Genomic DNA, 16,453 nt, shown 5'->3' on the forward strand with positions numbered 1-16,453 from the left:
ACCCTTAATTATTTTTCCAGTGTTTAACTACCCGCAAACCAAAAATATTGCTACCCAGCCTCACCAGGTTGCTACCCTGCTCAATAGCTATCTTATAGTCTGACGACATACCCATCGACAATACGTTGAAGCTTTCCTCTTTACGGAAGTAACTTACCTTAATACCATCAAACAAAGTACGCAGTTCATAAAACTCTTCTTTTATCTGCTTCTCGCTGTCGGTATTGGTGGCAATACCCATCAGGCCGCGTATGCGGATGTTATTTAATTCGCTAAACTCATCTGAACGCAACAGTTCTATCAACTCATCATACTGCAAGCCAAACTTGGTTTCTTCGTCGGCAATGTAAACCTGCAGCAGGCAATCTATCACACGATCGTTCTTTATTGCGTGCTTGTTAATTTCCTGCAAAAGCTTCAGGCTGTCAACCCCTTCAATCATGCTGATGAAAGGTGCGATGTATTTAACCTTGTTAGTTTGTAAATGACCGATGAGGTGCCACTCTATATCCTTTGGCAATTGCTCATACTTTTCTACCAACTCCTGCACGTTATTTTCGCCAAACAACCGCTGCCCGGCATCGTAGGCCTCCATAATATCTTCTACAGGTTTTGTTTTTGATACGGCCAGCAACGCAACATTTATGGCATCTGTTTCGTTTTTTAAAGCGCGTATGTTATCTGCAATGCTCATTTTTATCCGTAATTTTGCTCAATTAAGCCGCTAAATTAAATAATGCGTAAATATATAATCCTGTTTTTTTCAGCTTTGACTGTTTTATGTTCATGCGGTGATGATAAACCGGATGGTATATTGGATGAAAATCAAATGGCCGATGTGCTTACTGACGTACACATAACCAATGGCACTATGTTCAGCGTACCAGCCATATCGGATAGTTTATACAAATATGGCCTTGGCCGGTATATGCTGGTATTTAAGCAGCACGGTACCGATTCGGCACAGTTTACCCGCAGCTATAAGTATTACACGCGCGACGTTGAAAAACTGGTTGCGATTTACGATGTTGTAAATAAAAAGCTGCAAAAGAAATCAGACTCGCTCAATAAGATCTACATAAAACAACAACAGCAACCGCAAAAAATAAAGCCCCAAAACCCTAAGCCGGCACAAAGTACCGACACCGCCAATAAGATAAAAAGAAAGTTGGCAAAAGATACCCTAAACAGAATATAAGAGGAATGCTATACCCTGATAACAGTGCTGACAAACTCGGATTTAACGAGGTTAAGGAACTGATAAAAGCCCATTGCCTAAGTACCATGGGCCGCCAAATGGTGGACAAGATACAGGTAATGAACAATTACGATAATATCCGTAAATTTTTGAGCCAGGCCGCTGAGTTCAAAAATATTTTGACTAATGACGCGGCACTGCCTATACAACATTTTTTTGATATAAAAACGCTGGCTAATAAAGCCCGTATTGAAGGCGCTTTTTTAAGCGAGGAAGAGTTTTACCAGGTACAGGCATCGCTTTCAACCGTGTTTGCGGTTATTGCTTACTTTAACGAGCGTGAAGGCCAGTACCCTAACCTGGAAGCACTGTTTGAACACTTGCCAATTGAGAAGTCGATTTTAAAAAAGATCGGGCAGGTAATTGACGAAAAGGGCAAAATAAGGCCAAATGCCTCGCGCGAACTTTTGGATATTACCAGTTCAATTGCGAAAGCTGAACAGGAAGCCCGCCGGAAAATTGACCAGATTTTTAAAAGCGCCGCTGCTAACAACTGGACTGCGGACGGATCGCTCACCGTGCGTGACGGCCGCTTGTGCATACCGCTGTTAGCCGAAAATAAGCGCAAACTTAAAGGCTTTGTGCATGATGAATCAGCATCCGGCCAAACGGTTTATATAGAACCTGAAGAAGTGTTCACACTAAACAACCGCGTGCGCGACCTGGAGTTTGAACGCCGCCGGGAGATAGTGAAAATCCTGACACAATTAACGGATGAGCTGCGCCCATATGTACCGCTTTTGCTATCATACCACGGCCTGTTAACCAAACTCGATTTTGTACGTGCAAAAGCGCTGTTCGCTATTGATATTGACGGATCATTACCTGAGGTTACCAACGATGCATCATTAAAATTAGTTAACGCGCGGCACCCCTTGCTTTACCTCAGCTTTAAAAAAGAGCAGCGCACTGTTGTTCCGCTTAACGTTAGCATTGATGAATCATCGAGGGTAATTGTCGTATCGGGTCCCAATGCCGGTGGTAAATCAGTATGTATGAAAACCGTTGGCTTATTAATGATGATGGTGCAGGCAGGATTGCTTATTCCGGCAGATGATACCAGCCGCATGGGTGTTTTCAAGCAATTATTTGTTGATATTGGCGATGATCAATCCATTGAAAGTGATTTGAGTACCTACAGCGCCCACTTATCAAAAATGAAATATTTTGCTGAGCATGCCAACGGCAAAACCATGATACTGATTGATGAATTTGGAACAGGTACCGATCCGCAATTTGGCGGGCCGATAGCCGAAGCTGTGCTCGAATCACTTAATCAAAAAAAGGTGAAGGGTATGGTCACTACGCACTACTCAAACCTCAAGATATTTGCCAGCAACACCGAGGGCCTGGAAAATGCCTCCATGCTATTTAACAATGTGGAGATGAAGCCGCTTTATATTTTGGAAGTGGGCAAGCCTGGTAGTTCGTACGCATTCGAAATAGCGCAAAAAATCGGGTTGCCCCAACATGTACTCAACCTGGCCAAGAACAAAATCAGCGCGGGTCAAAAAAAGGTAGATACCCTATTGGTTGACCTTGAACGTGAAAAGAAAGAGATTTACGACACCCGTATAAAACTAAACAGTCAGCAGCAAAAGGTAAACACCTTGCTTGCAGAAAATGCCAAGCTGAAGGATTATCTGGAAGAGAATAAAAAGAACCTGATCCGTGAGGCTAAGCAACAGGCACAAAGTATTATTCTCAATGCTAACAAGTTGGTTGAAAACACCATTGCTGAGATTAAAAGCAGCAATGCCGACAAGGAAAAAACCAAAGCCCTGCGCGATAACCTGAACGTTGAACTTAAAAAGAACACCGTTAAAACCGAGCAGCCTAAACCCGCCGCAAATACTGAAGAAATACAAAAGGGCGATTGGGTGAAGCTTACCGACTCCGACACTACCGGGCAGGTTATAGAAATCAATAAGGATAACGTAGTAATAGCCATTGGCGACCTGCGTACGGTTGCCAAACGTAAGCGGGTACAAAAAGTATCCAGTTCATCAGTTCCGAAAGAAGTAAGACGAAGGTCAGCATCAAGTGTTGGCGATTATTCAAGTTTTAGCCCCGAGATAGATGTGCGCGGTATGCGCGGCGAAGAAGCCCTTTATGTTATCGAGCGTATGCTGGACAGAGCCTTGATGATGAGTTTTAACAACATCAAGATATTACATGGCAAAGGCGACGGTATATTGCGCAAACTGATACGTGACTATTTGAAAAAGTATGACCAGGTGGACCGTATGGAAGATGAACACGCCGACCGCGGCGGAGATGGCATTACCTATGTATACCTGAGATAAGTTATAAAGCGCTAAAGCTACTTTGCGGTTAGCTTTAGCGCTTTATTATTAATTATTCAAATTAACGGTTCCTAAATCTTTTACGGAATTGTTTTGTACGGAAACGTTATCGATAATTATACCATTGTAAGGCGACAAGGGCACAACCTCTACCCTGTAGTTTCCGGCTTGTAAACCAGGTAAAAAGAAATTACCGTTGTTATCTGCAATAGCGCCTACAGTATCAGTACCGTTTATAGCGTAAACCCTTGGATAAGCAGAAACCGGCTGAACCACACCTTTAATGGCGCCCGAAACGGCCATTGGGATAGCCCTTATCACCGGTTTTAAATTATACTTGCCATTACCTGTAACTACAATAGATTTAGCAGCATCAAAATCCAACAATAATGTGTAGGCTATGCCTGCGGTAAGATTATCCTGTACCTTTAATTTCACACCGGATGATTGCCCGCTTGGGGTTTTTAATTCATAGGATACTCCGTTGACAACCACTCTGTTGCCGGTATTATATAACACCAGCTTACTTCCTGTAAACGTCCTGCGGGAACAACTACGCCCGCTAAAACCGTGTCTCGCCCAGCTCTGAAACGCAATATGTCTATCGGCCTCTCGTTAAGATCTACAGTAGCGCGTCCGCCCGACGAAATTATAACCACTTGCTTAACATTTAAAATCAATGCATCAAACAAACCCGGAGCATCAGTTAGTTTTACCGTAACCCGTGAGGTGTTACCATTGCCATCAGAGTTATTCTTTTTACAGGAGGCTCCTAATAACAATAATCCTGTGGCAAAAAATAAAATTACCTTTTTCATAGTATTAGTTTTAACAATGGTATAAAAACAACTGTTAAACTAAAATGTTGACGCTGACTACGCCTGTTGTCACAACTCAACGGGGTCACTTAAAGTCTATTTTGAATTCTATAAATTCAGCACTACTTATTGAGGTGCCTTTATAATGTAAACCGATTCGCGGGCTTCTATCCCATTGCGGTAAATAACTTGCCGATAAAGTTTGCGTTAACGGTACGGCCAGCCAGCCTTTGCCATCAGCGTTATAGTAAAATGTGCAGTTATGATTAGCATCTACCTTAATTTGCACACCAACATTTTGCGGCTGTGCAACCTTCACACCACCGGCTTTCTCCCATTTGCCGTCGCGCACGGCCCAGCATATTACACTATCGCCTTTAACGCCGATACCTAAAGCGGCGTTGGCATCGCCATAGTATGCCAGACCCTTTAATTCGTTATTGCTGTTAGCTACCTTTACAGATGCCTCCAAAATTGCCGAATACGGGCGCAGTGCCAGCACGATGCCTGTTTTATTATCGGCGGTAGTGGTACCGCTCAATTTTAGCTTACCGTTGGCTTGACTGAATTGGGGGGCGCTATTTCTAAAATCCCACTGCCAGTTTTTAGCAGGAGTTGATCCTGAAAAATTATCAGTTACCAAAGTTGGAACCGGCGGCACATCGGGCAAGCTCTTGAACGCAGGCCAGCCTGATTTGCTGTCCCATTGAACTTGCGATACCAATCCTTCGCGGCCCGCGAAAACCGTATTTTCTTTACTGTAGCCGTGATGTATATAGTAGTACTTACCGGCAACATCATTAACGAGCGTACCGTGGCCCATACATTTCCATTTATCGTTTTGAAACAGTACCGGGTTATTGCTATACAACTCATAAGGCCCCTTAAAGTTAGTGGAGCGCGCCACGCGCACGTTATAGCTGCAATCAACCCCACAGCAGTTTCCTGCAGAATAAAACAGGTAATAATATTTACCCCTCTTGAGGATGCTTTGCCCTTCAAGGCCGATGCGCTCGGTATCCTTCAGCATCGAGAATGGTTCGCCCTCAAGCCGTAATCCATCTGCTGATAATTTGCTTCCTAATATTTCAATCGGCCTGTCATCTAAACCATAGGCTTTAAAAGTGATGTAAAGCTGACCCTTTTCGCGATATAAAAAGGCATCAATAGCCTCTTTCCCGTAAGCTATAATAACGCCTTTATCTGTAAAACCGCGATCAGGATATTTTGAGGTGGCTACGCCGATGCATGATATACCGTCAGCTTTGCGGCGGGCTGTATAATAAATGTAATAGGTATCATTTATCTTATAATACTCAGGTGCCCAGAACGACCCGGATATCCAATCAGGTGTTTTATCAAACACGTAGCCCGTTAGCTTCCAGTCTTTAAGATTCTGCGATTGATAGATAGGATAGTGCGGTGCCCATTCAGATGACGTGGCAACCGAAAAATAGTTATTGCCTACTCGTAAAACGGATGGATCGGCATAATCACCAGGAATGGCAGCAGGTATCTGTGCCATTAACGAGATGGCCGCGCATAGCGGAGCACAAAGCATTAAAAATGCTTTTTTTAAGAAAGTATAGTTCATCAGCAAATTGGTTAAATGCTTTTTGTATTCACCAAAAATAGCATTAACCTGCACTATTAAACGCATTAATAGCAAAAAACAAGGGGAGGCTTGCGGCCTCCCCTTGTCAACTAAACTATTTAACTGATGGTTACTCCCAACCGCCGCCTAAAGCCTGGTATATATTTATACGGGCATTTATTTGCTGCTTTTTGGTTTCAATAAGTTCAAACTTAGCTTCGAGTGCTTCACGCTGGGTTAGCAAAACTTCCATATAATCAGCTCGGGTTGATGTGAACAGATCATTAGAAATTTTTACCGATTGCGACAATGCCAGCACCTGCTTGGATTTTAGCGCATAGCTTTTCTCCAGGTTGTCCATCTTCGACATTTGATTAGCTACCTCGATGTAGGCGTTTAACACCGTACGCTCATAGTCAAACACCGCCTGTATTTGCTTGGCGTTGGCATTAACATACTCTGCCTTTATAGCATTTCTGTTAACCAATGGTGCCATAATATCGCCGCCTATTGAGTATAGTAATGATTCCGGCGTATTTAGCAGGAATGATGGATTAAACGCCTGGTAACCTATAGATGCCGATATACCCAATGACGGATAAAACCTTGCCTTGGCCGATTTTACGTCAAGCTTTGCGGCGGCAATGTTCAGCTCTGCCTGGCGTATATCCGGCCGGTTAACCAGCAATTGCGATGGTAACCCGGCCTGTACAGATAGTGGCGGCAGGTTTTCAAACCCTTCGCTGCTACGCGCTATTGGCTGCGGGTAGCGTCCCAGCAAAAAATTGATCTTGTTTTGCGTTTCAACAATCTGCTGCTGAATATCATACTGCAAACTCTGCGTACTAAGCACCTGCGCCTCAAAGCGGCGAACTGCCAGTTCAGTTACACGTGCCGCCTCCTTTTGCAACCGCACTATTTTAAGCGCATTTTGCTGTATGGCGATGTTTTGTTTTACTATACTTAACTGATTATCAAGCGCAAGTAATTCGTAATATGAATCAGCTATTTCGGTAATCAAATGGGTTACCATAAAATTACGCCCTTCAACCGATGCGAGGTACCGTGACACGGCAGCTTTTTTAGCGTTGCGCAGTTTGTGCCAAATGTCAACTTCCCAGGTCGCGTAAGCTGCTACAAGGTAATCAGGCAGCGGATCGGGCATTTCCTTTCCGGGCATTATTTCTGTCGTAGCTTCAGATGCGCCGCGGCTGGTGTACCGCGCTACCTTGTCTAACCCCGCACCGGCTTTAACACCAACAAATGGCAGGTATTCACCTTTACGGGCTTTGATCTCGTTGCGGCTCATCTCTATCTCCTGCATGGTAATATTCAGCTCCTGGTTGTTTTTAAGCGCTGTATCTATCAGGTTTTTCAGGTACTGATCCTGGAAAAAATTACGCCATACCACCTTTGCCGTATTTGTAGTATCGGTAACGCTATCAGCGCCAAAAGCTGTAGGCACGTTTTTATTCGCCGTACGTTCGGCAAGGGGTGGTATGCGGCAGGCCGCGTATATTAACGACAGGCCCGCTATACCTATATATCTGTATATTCTGCGTCTGCTACTCATGTTGATCATTATTTACTAATGTTGACTGATCTTTCTTAAATTTTAAAAACCATCCTTTTTTCTTCTTCCTGCGTTTATGGGTAAAGTCCTCGGTCAGCGGCAACTCGTCCTCGTCCCTTATGAGCTTACGCCCCTCGGCTATGCTGCCGAAAACGTAATACAAGCCCGGCACCAGTATTACCCCGAACACGGTACCCAACAACATACCCCCTGCTGATGAAGCGCCGATGGTACGGTTACCCAAGGCACCCGGACCGGTAGCGAACAAAAGCGGTATCAAACCGGCAATAAACGCGAAGGATGTCATCAATATCGGGCGGAAACGAACCTTGGCGCCCTCAATGGCTGCCTCAAGCACAGTGGCACCCTGCTCATGTTTCTGCGCGGCAAACTCTACGATCAGTACCGCATTTTTACCCAGCAAACCAACCAGCATCACCAAACCTACCTGGGCATATATATCGTTTGATAAGCCCATGATCTTAAGCAGCATAAATGCTCCAAACACACCCACCGGCAACGAAAGGATAACCGAAAACGGAATAATGAAACTCTCGTACTGAGCAGCCAATACAAAATACACGAATATCAATACTACCAGGAAGATATATAGCGCCTCATTACCACGGCCAACCTCATCTTTAGAGAGGCCGATCCAATCAATACCGTAACCGCGTGGCAGCGTTTGTGCTACTTCCTGAATTGCTTTAATGGCCTCGCCACTACTATAACCCGCAGCCGGAGCACCATTAATAGCCGATGCCGTGTACATGTTAAATCGCGTAATCTCATTCAGACCCTGCTTTTTAACAATGCGCATAAAGGCCGAATAAGGCACCATTTCATCCCGGTCGTTCTTTACATACAGCTTCAGCACATCTTCAGGCAATGCGCGGTACTCAGGTAGCGCCTGCACATAAACCTTAAAGAAGTTACCAAAACGCACAAAGCCTTGCTCGTAAGTACTACCTATCAGGATGGACAGGTTATTCATCGCCTTTTCAATACTTACGCCTTTTTGCATGGCGGCCTTGTTGTCTATCTCCAGCTCATATTGCGGGTAATTAGCAGCGAAGAACGTGAACAATCCGGTGAGCTCCTTACGTTTGCGCAGGGCTGCCATAAACTCGTCGTTCACTTTACCAAAGGCTTTGTAATCTGACGAGTTGGTTTGATCGAGCAAACGGAGTGAGAAACCACCTGCCGCGCCATAGCCCGGTACTGCCGGCGGTTCAAAAAACTCGATGGTAGCACCCGGAATTACCCTTGCCTTTTCTTCCAGCTCCTCGATGATCTCCTTAGCATTATGTTCACGGTCTGACCAATCTTTCAGGTTAATCAAACAGGTACCCGCGTTTGAACCACGACCCTCGGTAAGTACTTCGTAACCGGCCAGCGCCGATACTGATTGTACTCCTTCGACATGCTCCGCGATCTTTTGAAGCTGGCGCGATACATCATTGGTACGCTCTAAGGTTGAGCCCGGAGGCGTTTGAATAATAGCGTATATCTGGCCCTGATCCTCATTTGGTATAAAGCCTGAAGGTAAGCTTGTTGAAAGCAGCCAGGTTCCGGCGCAAAAGGCGATCAGCAAGCCAAAGGTTACTACCCCGCGGCCAACTATGCGGCGCAATAAATTGGTGTAACTACCGGTAACTCTGTCAAACCAGGCATTGAAGGCATCAATCATCCTGTTTATTGGCGTACGCTTGCGGGGCTGGCCGTGCGTATTCCTCAATATAATAGCACATAAAACCGGCGTAAGCGTTAAAGCCACCAAACCCGAAATAACAATTGACGTTGCCATGGTGATGGAGAACTGACGGTAGAAAATACCTACAGGCCCTGTCATAAAAGCAACCGGAACGAACACCGCCGTCATCAAAAAGGTAATAGCGATTATAGCACCGCTAATCTCCTGCAATACCTGTTTGGTAGCTTTAAATGGCGAGAGGTGTTCTTCGTGCATCTTGGTGTGTACCGCCTCAACCACCACAATGGCGTTATCCACCACAATACCAATGGCTAACACCAACGCAAAGAGCGTTATCAGGTTGATAGTAAGCCCGAACATCTGCATAAAGAAGAAAGCCCCAATGAGCGACACCGGCACCGCCAGCGTAGGTATAAGCGTTGAACGCCAGTCGCCCAAAAAGATGAATACCACAATGGCCACCAGCACAAATGCCTCAACCAGTGTGTGAATTACCTTTTCCATCGAAGCATCAAGGAAGCTGGAAACGTCATAACTGATCTGGTAGTCCATCCCAGGAGGGAATGATGTTCTCTTGATCTCTTCGAGCTTCTCCTTAACTTCTTTAATTACATCGCTGGCGTTACTACCATACGTTTGCTTAAGTGTAATAGCCGCCGAGGGGTGGCCATCCATGTTAGAATAGATATCGTAAAACTCACTACCCAGCTCTACGTCGGCCACATCTTTCAGGTAAAGCAATTCCCCTTCTTTATTGGCACGGATAATTACATTTTTATATTCTTCGGGCTGATTGTAACGGCCTTTGTAAGTAAGTACATACTCAAGCGATTGCGAACGCTTGCCCGTACTTTGCCCCAGCCTGCCCGGCGAACCAATAACACTTTGTTGCGCAAGGGCTTCCATCACCTCATCGGTTGAAATATTGTAGGCCCGCATCCTGTCAGGCTTTAACCAGATACGCATGGCATACTGGCGGCTACCTAATATTTTGGCACTACCTACGCCCTTTAAACGGCTCAGCTCGTTAATAATATTTACCCCGGCGAAGTTGTACAAAAAGTTCTCGTTCGCCTTTGGGTCCTTACTATATAAGTTAACGTACATCAGCATATTTGGCGAGGTATAGCTCACCACCAAGCCTTCGCGTTGTACCAGCTCGGGCAGCCTATTGGTTACCTGCTCAATACGGTTTTTTACGTTTACAACGGCCTGGTTGGGGTCAACACCTAAGTCAAACACTACCTGTATGGTTGCCTCACCTGCGCTGGTAGCGTCAGACGTCATGTACTTCATGCCCGGCGCGCCGTTGATGGCTTTTTCCATCGGGATAAGTACGGAGTTAACGAGTACATCGGCACTGGCGCCCGGATAGGCTACGTTTACCACAACCATTGGCGGCGCAATGGACGGGAACTGCGACACGGGCAGCGTTTCGATAGCGATCGCCCCCATGAACATGATGACCAGCGACAGCACGATGGCCAGCACCGGTCTTTGAATGAATTTATTAAACATCTTTCTCTCTTAGTTTTAGATTGTGAACTATTCTGACGGTAATCTTAACTGAGGAATGATCGACTTGAGATTTTGATAGTTATAAGCTATTTTATCGTTGTTTTTTACTTTACGTAAGCCTTCAAGTAATATCTTATCATTAGCGGTAAGCCCTGCCCTAACCTCATACAGATCGTTCATCTCGGCACCTATCTCAATTTCGCGGGCTTGCACACGGTTATCTTTATCAACCACGTACACGTATTTTTTATCAAGCACCTCAAAAGTTGCCTTTTGCGGAATGATCAGCGCACCTTTAAGCGGAACCTCGATCTGCACGTTACCAGTTTCGCCATGCCTTAATAAGCCCTGCGGGTTAGGGAATGTAGCCCGGAAAGGGATGTTTCCTGTTTCATTATCAAAATCAGCCTCGATGGTTTCAACCTTGCCCGGGTAGTTAAATACCTTGTGGTTAGCCATAAGCAGGGTTACCTTCGAGTTATCTTTATTGGTTTGAGTTTGGTAATCCAAGTATTCAGCCTCGGGCACGTTAAAGTACACCCACATCTGGCTGTTATCGGCAAGGGTGGTAATTAAATCACCCTCGTCAATCAGGCTACCCAACCTTGCCTGCAGGCGGTCAATAATGCCATCAAACGGGGCGCGTATCTCGGTAAACTGTAAGTGGGCTTTGCTTAAAGCCAGTTCGGCTTTGGCTTTGCGCAGTTTGGCTTTGGCCATGGCCAGTTCATTGGGCGCAACTACGTTACTGTCGGCAAGCCTTTTGGTATTGCGGTATTCTATTTCGGTAAAATTTACTTCGGCAGCAGCTTTATCCTGCTCGGCACCGTAAATTTTAGGCATTATTTTAAACAGTAGCTGGCCTTTTTTTACATGCTGACCTTCGTCAACATAGCTACCTTCGAGATAGCCCTTTTCCTGGGCACGCAGTTCAATGTGGCGGATAGAGCGCACCTGGCCTACATAGTCGTTAACCACGGTGGTATCCATTTTTAGCGGACTGGTAACCAGTAATTTTTCTTCTGTTTCTTTTTTTTCATTGTGGGATTTGCAGCTTGTATAGCATAACAAGGCGCACAAACCCATAAGCATGAGTTTCATCTTCATGATAGTTCGTTGTTAAACGGGTGTGATTTTTTATGTTGAATTGGGAGTTAAATAATAGCAACCAGGGACGCGCATAAACTGCACAGGACGACACACACAGCGCCTAAAAGCAGCAAAGCGCAATACTTTTTTAAGTAAATCGGCACAGAAAAAAATGCCTGCAGGAAGAAAAATCAGATACGGAATACCTTAAGGCTAAGGTATATTTTGTGGATAGCAGATATTGACGGAGAAACGTTGGTATATAAGTACTTATTTACATACCTGAAATAGTTGCCGTAGATGTAGAGTTGAGAAACGGCTGAAAAGAAATCAACATGATCGGCAAGCCGGCTATGCGTTAACGACTCATCAATCTCTTCGTCGGCTTCAACAATATAAATTTTATGATTATCACTTTGTTTATGCCGGTTTGCCAGTTTAGCCTGGACGGCATTTCGCGTTCGGTCGGCAAGCGCCGTTTGATGGTGGTGATACTTGCTGGCAATAAGATCATCGTCATGATGGTTATTTACTGCACCCGCATGAACAGCATCGTGCCCAAAGGACACCATGAACGTAAGCGACAGAAATAACCTAAATAACCACCTCATTGCCGGGGCCAAATGTAAATAAAAAAGTGAAACGCAAGTATAGGTTGCGGACAAAGCAACGCCGCATAGTTCAAATACTCTAACTATAACTCAATTATAATTATAATATTTTTAACGATCCAGACTTTTTATTAAAAATATTTACAGAAACTACCGTTACAAAGCTGATTGACGGTGTAAGTTTTACATCAAACAAACAAAATTTTTACATCGAACATTATCAGTCGAAGGAAAAGCTTAAATAATGTTTTCTAAATATTTATATCCGCTGCCTGTATTGAGCAACAGCACCCGCTCTCCCGGTTTAACCCAGCCTGATGCACTTAGTTTTTTAAATGCCACCCACAAAGCAGCGCCTTCGGGTGCAATCAGCATACCCTCTTTAGCGGCTATGTGTTTAACGGCGGTGTTCATCTCCCTATCGTCTATCGCTATGGCGTTACCATTACTCTCATACAAAGCCTTTAGTATCTGCTTATCGGCATAGGGTTTGGGTACGCGCAATCCGTTGGCTACGGTGAAACCGGCGTCTTTAAATTCTGACGTTGATCTTCCGGCATGAAAAGCCGACACAATACCATCGCAACTAACTGATTGTACCGCTACCATTCTCGGGCGCTCCTTGCCTATCCAGCCTAACTGCTCAAGTTCCTTAAACGCTTTCCAGATACCGATTAAACCTGTACCGCCTCCAGTTGGATAAAAAATTACATCAGGCAGCTGCCAGTTAAATTGCTCGGCTATTTCATAGCCCATTGTTTTTTTACCCTCCAGGCGATAAGGCTCTTTTAAGGTTGATACCTGGAACCAACCGTTTTGCAAGGCGTGCTCGTTGGCAAGCTTGCCGCAGTCGGCGATGTTGCCGTCCACCTCAACCAGGTCGGCACCGTAAAGGCGGCATTCGTCTTTAAATACCTTAGGCGTTAGCTGCGGCATATACACCGATGCTCTTATACCCGCCCTGGCACAATAAGCCGCAAGTGCACCGCCTGCATTACCGGCTGTAGGCGTAACAATGTGCCCAATACCCAATTCCTTTGCTTTTGAAACGGCCATGCCTATACCACGGGCTTTGAATGAGCCGGTGGGGTTGCCTGATTCATCCTTCCAAAAAACTTGGTTATCAGGCGCTTCAACACTTAACCCGGCAAGGGGTGGCAATGGTGTAAAACCCTCGCCCAGCGTTACAACATTATCAGGATGGATAACCGGCAAAAACTCGTTATAACGCCACATGCTTGCAGGGCGGCCTGCCAAAAATTGTTCAGGTTTTAAGTTCGTGGGCAAATCATACTCCGCAAATAATGTCGACCTGCAATCGGGGTTCTCACATACGGTGTTTATTTTAGTTACATCGTGTACAAGTCCGCATTCGGGGCAACGCAGATGTTTAAGCCATGAAAACCGGGAGTTATGAAGATATGCAGACGTCATATTAATTTTTCTTAAAAGGACAGCAAATTACGTATTCGTAAAGCAGATTTGAGCTAAACTTTGTTATTTTTGCATTGCATTAAATGAAAAGGAATTTTTTTAGCAGCCCTGTTACACCGCCTTGATCCATACTTTTGCCCGGATCGGCATAAGCATATTACGCAACATTTTGTTTCAACCACTTGTCACTTTGGCTTGAGGTTTAAATCGTAATGGTCCGGCCTGATTCTCATTTATTCCGTTACATCAATTCTGTCTGCCATACAAATTAATCCGGCATTCACATTTTATAAAGCACTTACTAAACGATGAGCAAAACATACAATCGCTTATTTGATTTCTCGCAAAAGGTAAACTACAAAAATGAAATATTTGCCGGGCTAACCGTCGCCATGACGATGATGCCCGAATCTTTGTCATTCGCTATACTGGCGGGCTTTCCGCCGCTGGTTGGTTTATATGCGGCATTTATTATGGGCTTGGTTACCTCCATATTTGGTGGGCGACCGGGTTTAATCTCAGGCGGCGCGGGCGCTACGGTGGTAGTTTTGATAGCGTTGATGAAAAGCCATGGCATTGAGTATGTATTCGCGGCTGTAGCATTGGCCGGCACCATCCAGATATTGGTTGGCGTATTTAAGTTGGGCAAATTTGTGCGGCTTGTACCCCAACCCGTAATGTATGGTTTTGTTAACGGCCTGGCAGTTATCATTTTTATGGCTCAACTTAACCAATTTAAAACCATAGTTAATGGCCAGGAGACCTGGCTAAGCGGAACTCCACTATTGATAATGAGCGCTTTGGTAGCGCTTACTATTGCCATTGTATTCATTTTTCCGCGTATAACTAAAGCGTTTCCGCCAAGTTTGGTTGCCATCATTGTGGTATTTGCCATAGTTATTGGCTTTGGCATCGAAACCAAAACGGTTAAAGATATTGCATCCGTAAGTGGTGGTTTTCCACCGTTTCATATTCCGGTGGTGCCATTAAACTGGGGTACGCTGGAAATCATTTTTCCATACGCGCTAATTATGGCTGGTGTTGGCTTAACCGAGGGTTTGCTTACCCTTAACTTGGTTGACGAAATTACAGCTACCCGGGGCAACAGCAACCGCGAGTGTATTGCGCAAGGCAGCGCCAACATACTGAACGGCTTTTTCTTTGGAATGGGCGGCTGCCCCATGATCGCGCAAACGCTGGTGAACCTTACGGCCGGAGCAAGGGCGCGACTGTCTGGTATTATCGCCTCGTTAACCATACTGGTTATAATTTTATTTGGCGCGCCGGTTATTGAAAAGCTGCCGATGGCCGCGCTTACCGGGGTGATGATTATGGTTGCAATTGGCACTTTTGAATGGGTAAGCCTGCGTATCATCAACAAAATGCCCCGGCAGGATATTTTTGTGGGTATACTGGTGGCGGTGATCACGGTATGGTTGCATAACCTGGCCCTGGCCGTTTTAATTGGCGTAATTATATCGGCGCTGGTATTTGCATGGGAAAGCGCCAAACGCATACGCGCCCGCAAATATGTTGACGAAAAGGGTGTTAAGCATTATGAACTATATGGCCCGCTGTTTTTTGGTTCGGCAATGGCGTTTACGGAAAAGTTTGATGTAGATAGCGATCCCACCGAGGTCATTATTGATTTTAAGGACAGCCGCGTGGCTGATATGTCTGGCATCGAAGCGTTAAACAAACTTACCGATCGTTACAAAAAAGCAGGCAAAATGCTTCACCTAAAACATTTAAGCGATGACTGCCGCATCTTATTAAAAAACGCCGAAGATGTAATTGAAGTTAATATTATGGAAGACCCTGCTTACCATGTTGCTATTGAAGGTAAATAAGCAGTTAGTATATACTTATTTATCTGATAATGTGGGCAACCGCCAGTTTTTACGATAAGCTACGATACGTACCACACAAATTATCATGATCGCTATCACCTGCGCCCACTCTTCATTGATATAACCTATCATCAAAATATAGAATAAGCCGCCTACAATACAGGGCGTGGCATATAAATCGGCATGAAAAAGAGCAGGTATACGGTTAAGCAGTAAATCACGGATGACGCCGCCAAAGCAACCAGTTATAGTGCCAAGCGTTATACATATGCCGGGTTTAAGATCAATTGCCAAACCCTTTTTTATGCCAATTATTGTGAATAAACCTAACCCAAGGGCATCAAACAACAGCAATGTGTTTTGTTGGTTAACAATACGGTTGCGGAAGAGCATGGTTACAACAGCTGTACCTAATATAATGAGCAGCGTATTAATGTCCTTCATCCAGGCAACCGGCGTAGCGCCGATTAATACATCCCGCACGGTACCGCCGCCTATAGCTGTAACAAAAGCTATAATGGTAACACCAAATACATCCAGCTTTTTATCCATAGCGGCAAACACACCCGATATGGCGAAAGCGACTGTACCCAGTATTTCAATAATGTGTGAAAACGTAGAAAGCGATATATTCATCTTAACCTAAAGCCAAAAATAGCATAAAAGCCGTTTGAAGCCTAACGTTTAA

General features: G+C 44.8%; 13 protein-coding genes. 3 read left to right on the plus strand and 10 right to left on the minus strand.

The window, feature by feature from the left end:
- Window positions 1-4 precede the first annotated feature (4 nt).
- The gene (locus LT679_RS15970) at window positions 5-694 is read right to left on the minus strand and encodes a YggS family pyridoxal phosphate-dependent enzyme (RefSeq protein WP_232178668.1); all 690 of its coding nucleotides are present in this window, start codon (window positions 692-694) and stop codon (window positions 5-7) included.
- A gap of 42 nt (window positions 695-736) precedes the next feature.
- Between LT679_RS15970 and LT679_RS15975 the strand changes: the two genes are divergently transcribed.
- Together LT679_RS15975 and LT679_RS15980 are read left to right on the plus strand one after the other, a co-directional pair.
- Entirely contained in the window at window positions 737-1,198 is a 462-nt protein-coding gene (locus LT679_RS15975) for a DUF4296 domain-containing protein (protein ID WP_232178669.1), read from the plus strand.
- Between the two features lie 5 nt (window positions 1,199-1,203).
- Window positions 1,204-3,564 carry an endonuclease MutS2 gene (locus LT679_RS15980; protein WP_232178670.1) on the plus strand — a complete coding sequence of 787 codons (2,361 nt, stop codon included), beginning with the start codon at window positions 1,204-1,206 and terminating at the stop codon, window positions 3,562-3,564.
- Window positions 3,565-3,612: 48 nt separating this feature from the next.
- Here the strand turns inward: LT679_RS15980 and LT679_RS18635 are convergent, their stop codons facing one another.
- The 8 genes from LT679_RS18635 to LT679_RS16015 form a co-directional block, all read right to left on the minus strand.
- Window positions 3,613-4,002: a DUF4382 domain-containing protein gene (locus tag LT679_RS18635; RefSeq protein ID WP_317206552.1), complete on the minus strand. Its 390-nt coding sequence runs from the start codon at window positions 4,000-4,002 to the stop codon at window positions 3,613-3,615.
- A gap of 26 nt (window positions 4,003-4,028) precedes the next feature.
- The gene (locus tag LT679_RS18640; RefSeq protein WP_262909320.1) at window positions 4,029-4,382 is read right to left on the minus strand and encodes a DUF4382 domain-containing protein; all 354 of its coding nucleotides are present in this window, start codon (window positions 4,380-4,382) and stop codon (window positions 4,029-4,031) included.
- Between the two features lie 85 nt (window positions 4,383-4,467).
- Entirely contained in the window at window positions 4,468-6,042 is a 1,575-nt protein-coding gene (locus LT679_RS15990) for a family 43 glycosylhydrolase (protein ID WP_232178671.1), read from the minus strand.
- A 64-nt stretch (window positions 6,043-6,106) separates the two neighbouring features.
- Complete coding sequence (locus LT679_RS15995) at window positions 6,107-7,549, minus strand: TolC family protein (protein ID WP_232178672.1); 1,443 nt, start codon at window positions 7,547-7,549, stop codon at window positions 6,107-6,109.
- Window positions 7,542-10,781, minus strand: coding sequence for an efflux RND transporter permease subunit (locus LT679_RS16000; protein WP_232178673.1), 3,240 nt, complete (start codon window positions 10,779-10,781; stop codon window positions 7,542-7,544). Before LT679_RS16000 ends, LT679_RS15995 begins: the two co-directional genes overlap by 8 nt.
- 27 nt (window positions 10,782-10,808) lie before the next feature.
- Entirely contained in the window at window positions 10,809-11,888 is a 1,080-nt protein-coding gene (locus LT679_RS16005; RefSeq protein ID WP_232178674.1) for an efflux RND transporter periplasmic adaptor subunit, read from the minus strand.
- A gap of 173 nt (window positions 11,889-12,061) precedes the next feature.
- Window positions 12,062-12,481: a hypothetical protein gene (locus LT679_RS16010; protein ID WP_232178675.1), complete on the minus strand. Its 420-nt coding sequence runs from the start codon at window positions 12,479-12,481 to the stop codon at window positions 12,062-12,064.
- Window positions 12,482-12,718: 237 nt separating this feature from the next.
- The gene (locus LT679_RS16015) at window positions 12,719-13,915 is read right to left on the minus strand and encodes a threonine synthase (RefSeq protein WP_232178676.1); all 1,197 of its coding nucleotides are present in this window, start codon (window positions 13,913-13,915) and stop codon (window positions 12,719-12,721) included.
- A 308-nt stretch (window positions 13,916-14,223) separates the two neighbouring features.
- Between LT679_RS16015 and LT679_RS16020 the strand changes: the two genes are divergently transcribed.
- Complete coding sequence (locus LT679_RS16020) at window positions 14,224-15,765, plus strand: SulP family inorganic anion transporter (protein WP_232178677.1); 1,542 nt, start codon at window positions 14,224-14,226, stop codon at window positions 15,763-15,765.
- 15 nt (window positions 15,766-15,780) lie between these two features.
- Here the strand turns inward: LT679_RS16020 and LT679_RS16025 are convergent, their stop codons facing one another.
- A complete protein-coding gene (locus tag LT679_RS16025) occupies window positions 15,781-16,401 on the minus strand; it encodes a trimeric intracellular cation channel family protein (protein WP_232178678.1) in 621 nt (206 codons plus the stop codon).
- Window positions 16,402-16,453 lie beyond the last annotated feature (52 nt).

The organism is Mucilaginibacter roseus (genome assembly GCF_021215455.1).
Classification (GTDB): domain Bacteria; phylum Bacteroidota; class Bacteroidia; order Sphingobacteriales; family Sphingobacteriaceae; genus Mucilaginibacter; species Mucilaginibacter roseus.

Excerpts from the sequence above, each read along its gene's own strand:
- LT679_RS15970 (WP_232178668.1), bottom strand. The coding sequence starts at position 694 with ATGAGCATTGCAGATAACATACGCGCTTTAAAAAACGAAACAGATGCC.
- LT679_RS15975 (WP_232178669.1), top strand. The coding sequence starts at position 737 with ATGCGTAAATATATAATCCTGTTTTTTTCAGCTTTGACTGTTTTATGT.
- LT679_RS15980 (WP_232178670.1), top strand. The coding sequence starts at position 1,204 with ATGCTATACCCTGATAACAGTGCTGACAAACTCGGATTTAACGAGGTT.
- LT679_RS18640 (WP_262909320.1), bottom strand. The coding sequence starts at position 4,382 with ATGAAAAAGGTAATTTTATTTTTTGCCACAGGATTATTGTTATTAGGA.
- LT679_RS15990 (WP_232178671.1), bottom strand. The coding sequence starts at position 6,042 with ATGCGTTTAATAGTGCAGGTTAATGCTATTTTTGGTGAATACAAAAAG.
- LT679_RS15995 (WP_232178672.1), bottom strand. The coding sequence starts at position 7,549 with ATGAGTAGCAGACGCAGAATATACAGATATATAGGTATAGCGGGCCTG.
- LT679_RS16000 (WP_232178673.1), bottom strand. The coding sequence starts at position 10,781 with ATGTTTAATAAATTCATTCAAAGACCGGTGCTGGCCATCGTGCTGTCG.
- LT679_RS16005 (WP_232178674.1), bottom strand. The coding sequence starts at position 11,888 with ATGAAGATGAAACTCATGCTTATGGGTTTGTGCGCCTTGTTATGCTAT.
- LT679_RS16010 (WP_232178675.1), bottom strand. The coding sequence starts at position 12,481 with ATGAGGTGGTTATTTAGGTTATTTCTGTCGCTTACGTTCATGGTGTCC.
- LT679_RS16015 (WP_232178676.1), bottom strand. The coding sequence starts at position 13,915 with ATGACGTCTGCATATCTTCATAACTCCCGGTTTTCATGGCTTAAACAT.
- LT679_RS16020 (WP_232178677.1), top strand. The coding sequence starts at position 14,224 with ATGAGCAAAACATACAATCGCTTATTTGATTTCTCGCAAAAGGTAAAC.
- LT679_RS16025 (WP_232178678.1), bottom strand. The coding sequence starts at position 16,401 with ATGAATATATCGCTTTCTACGTTTTCACACATTATTGAAATACTGGGT.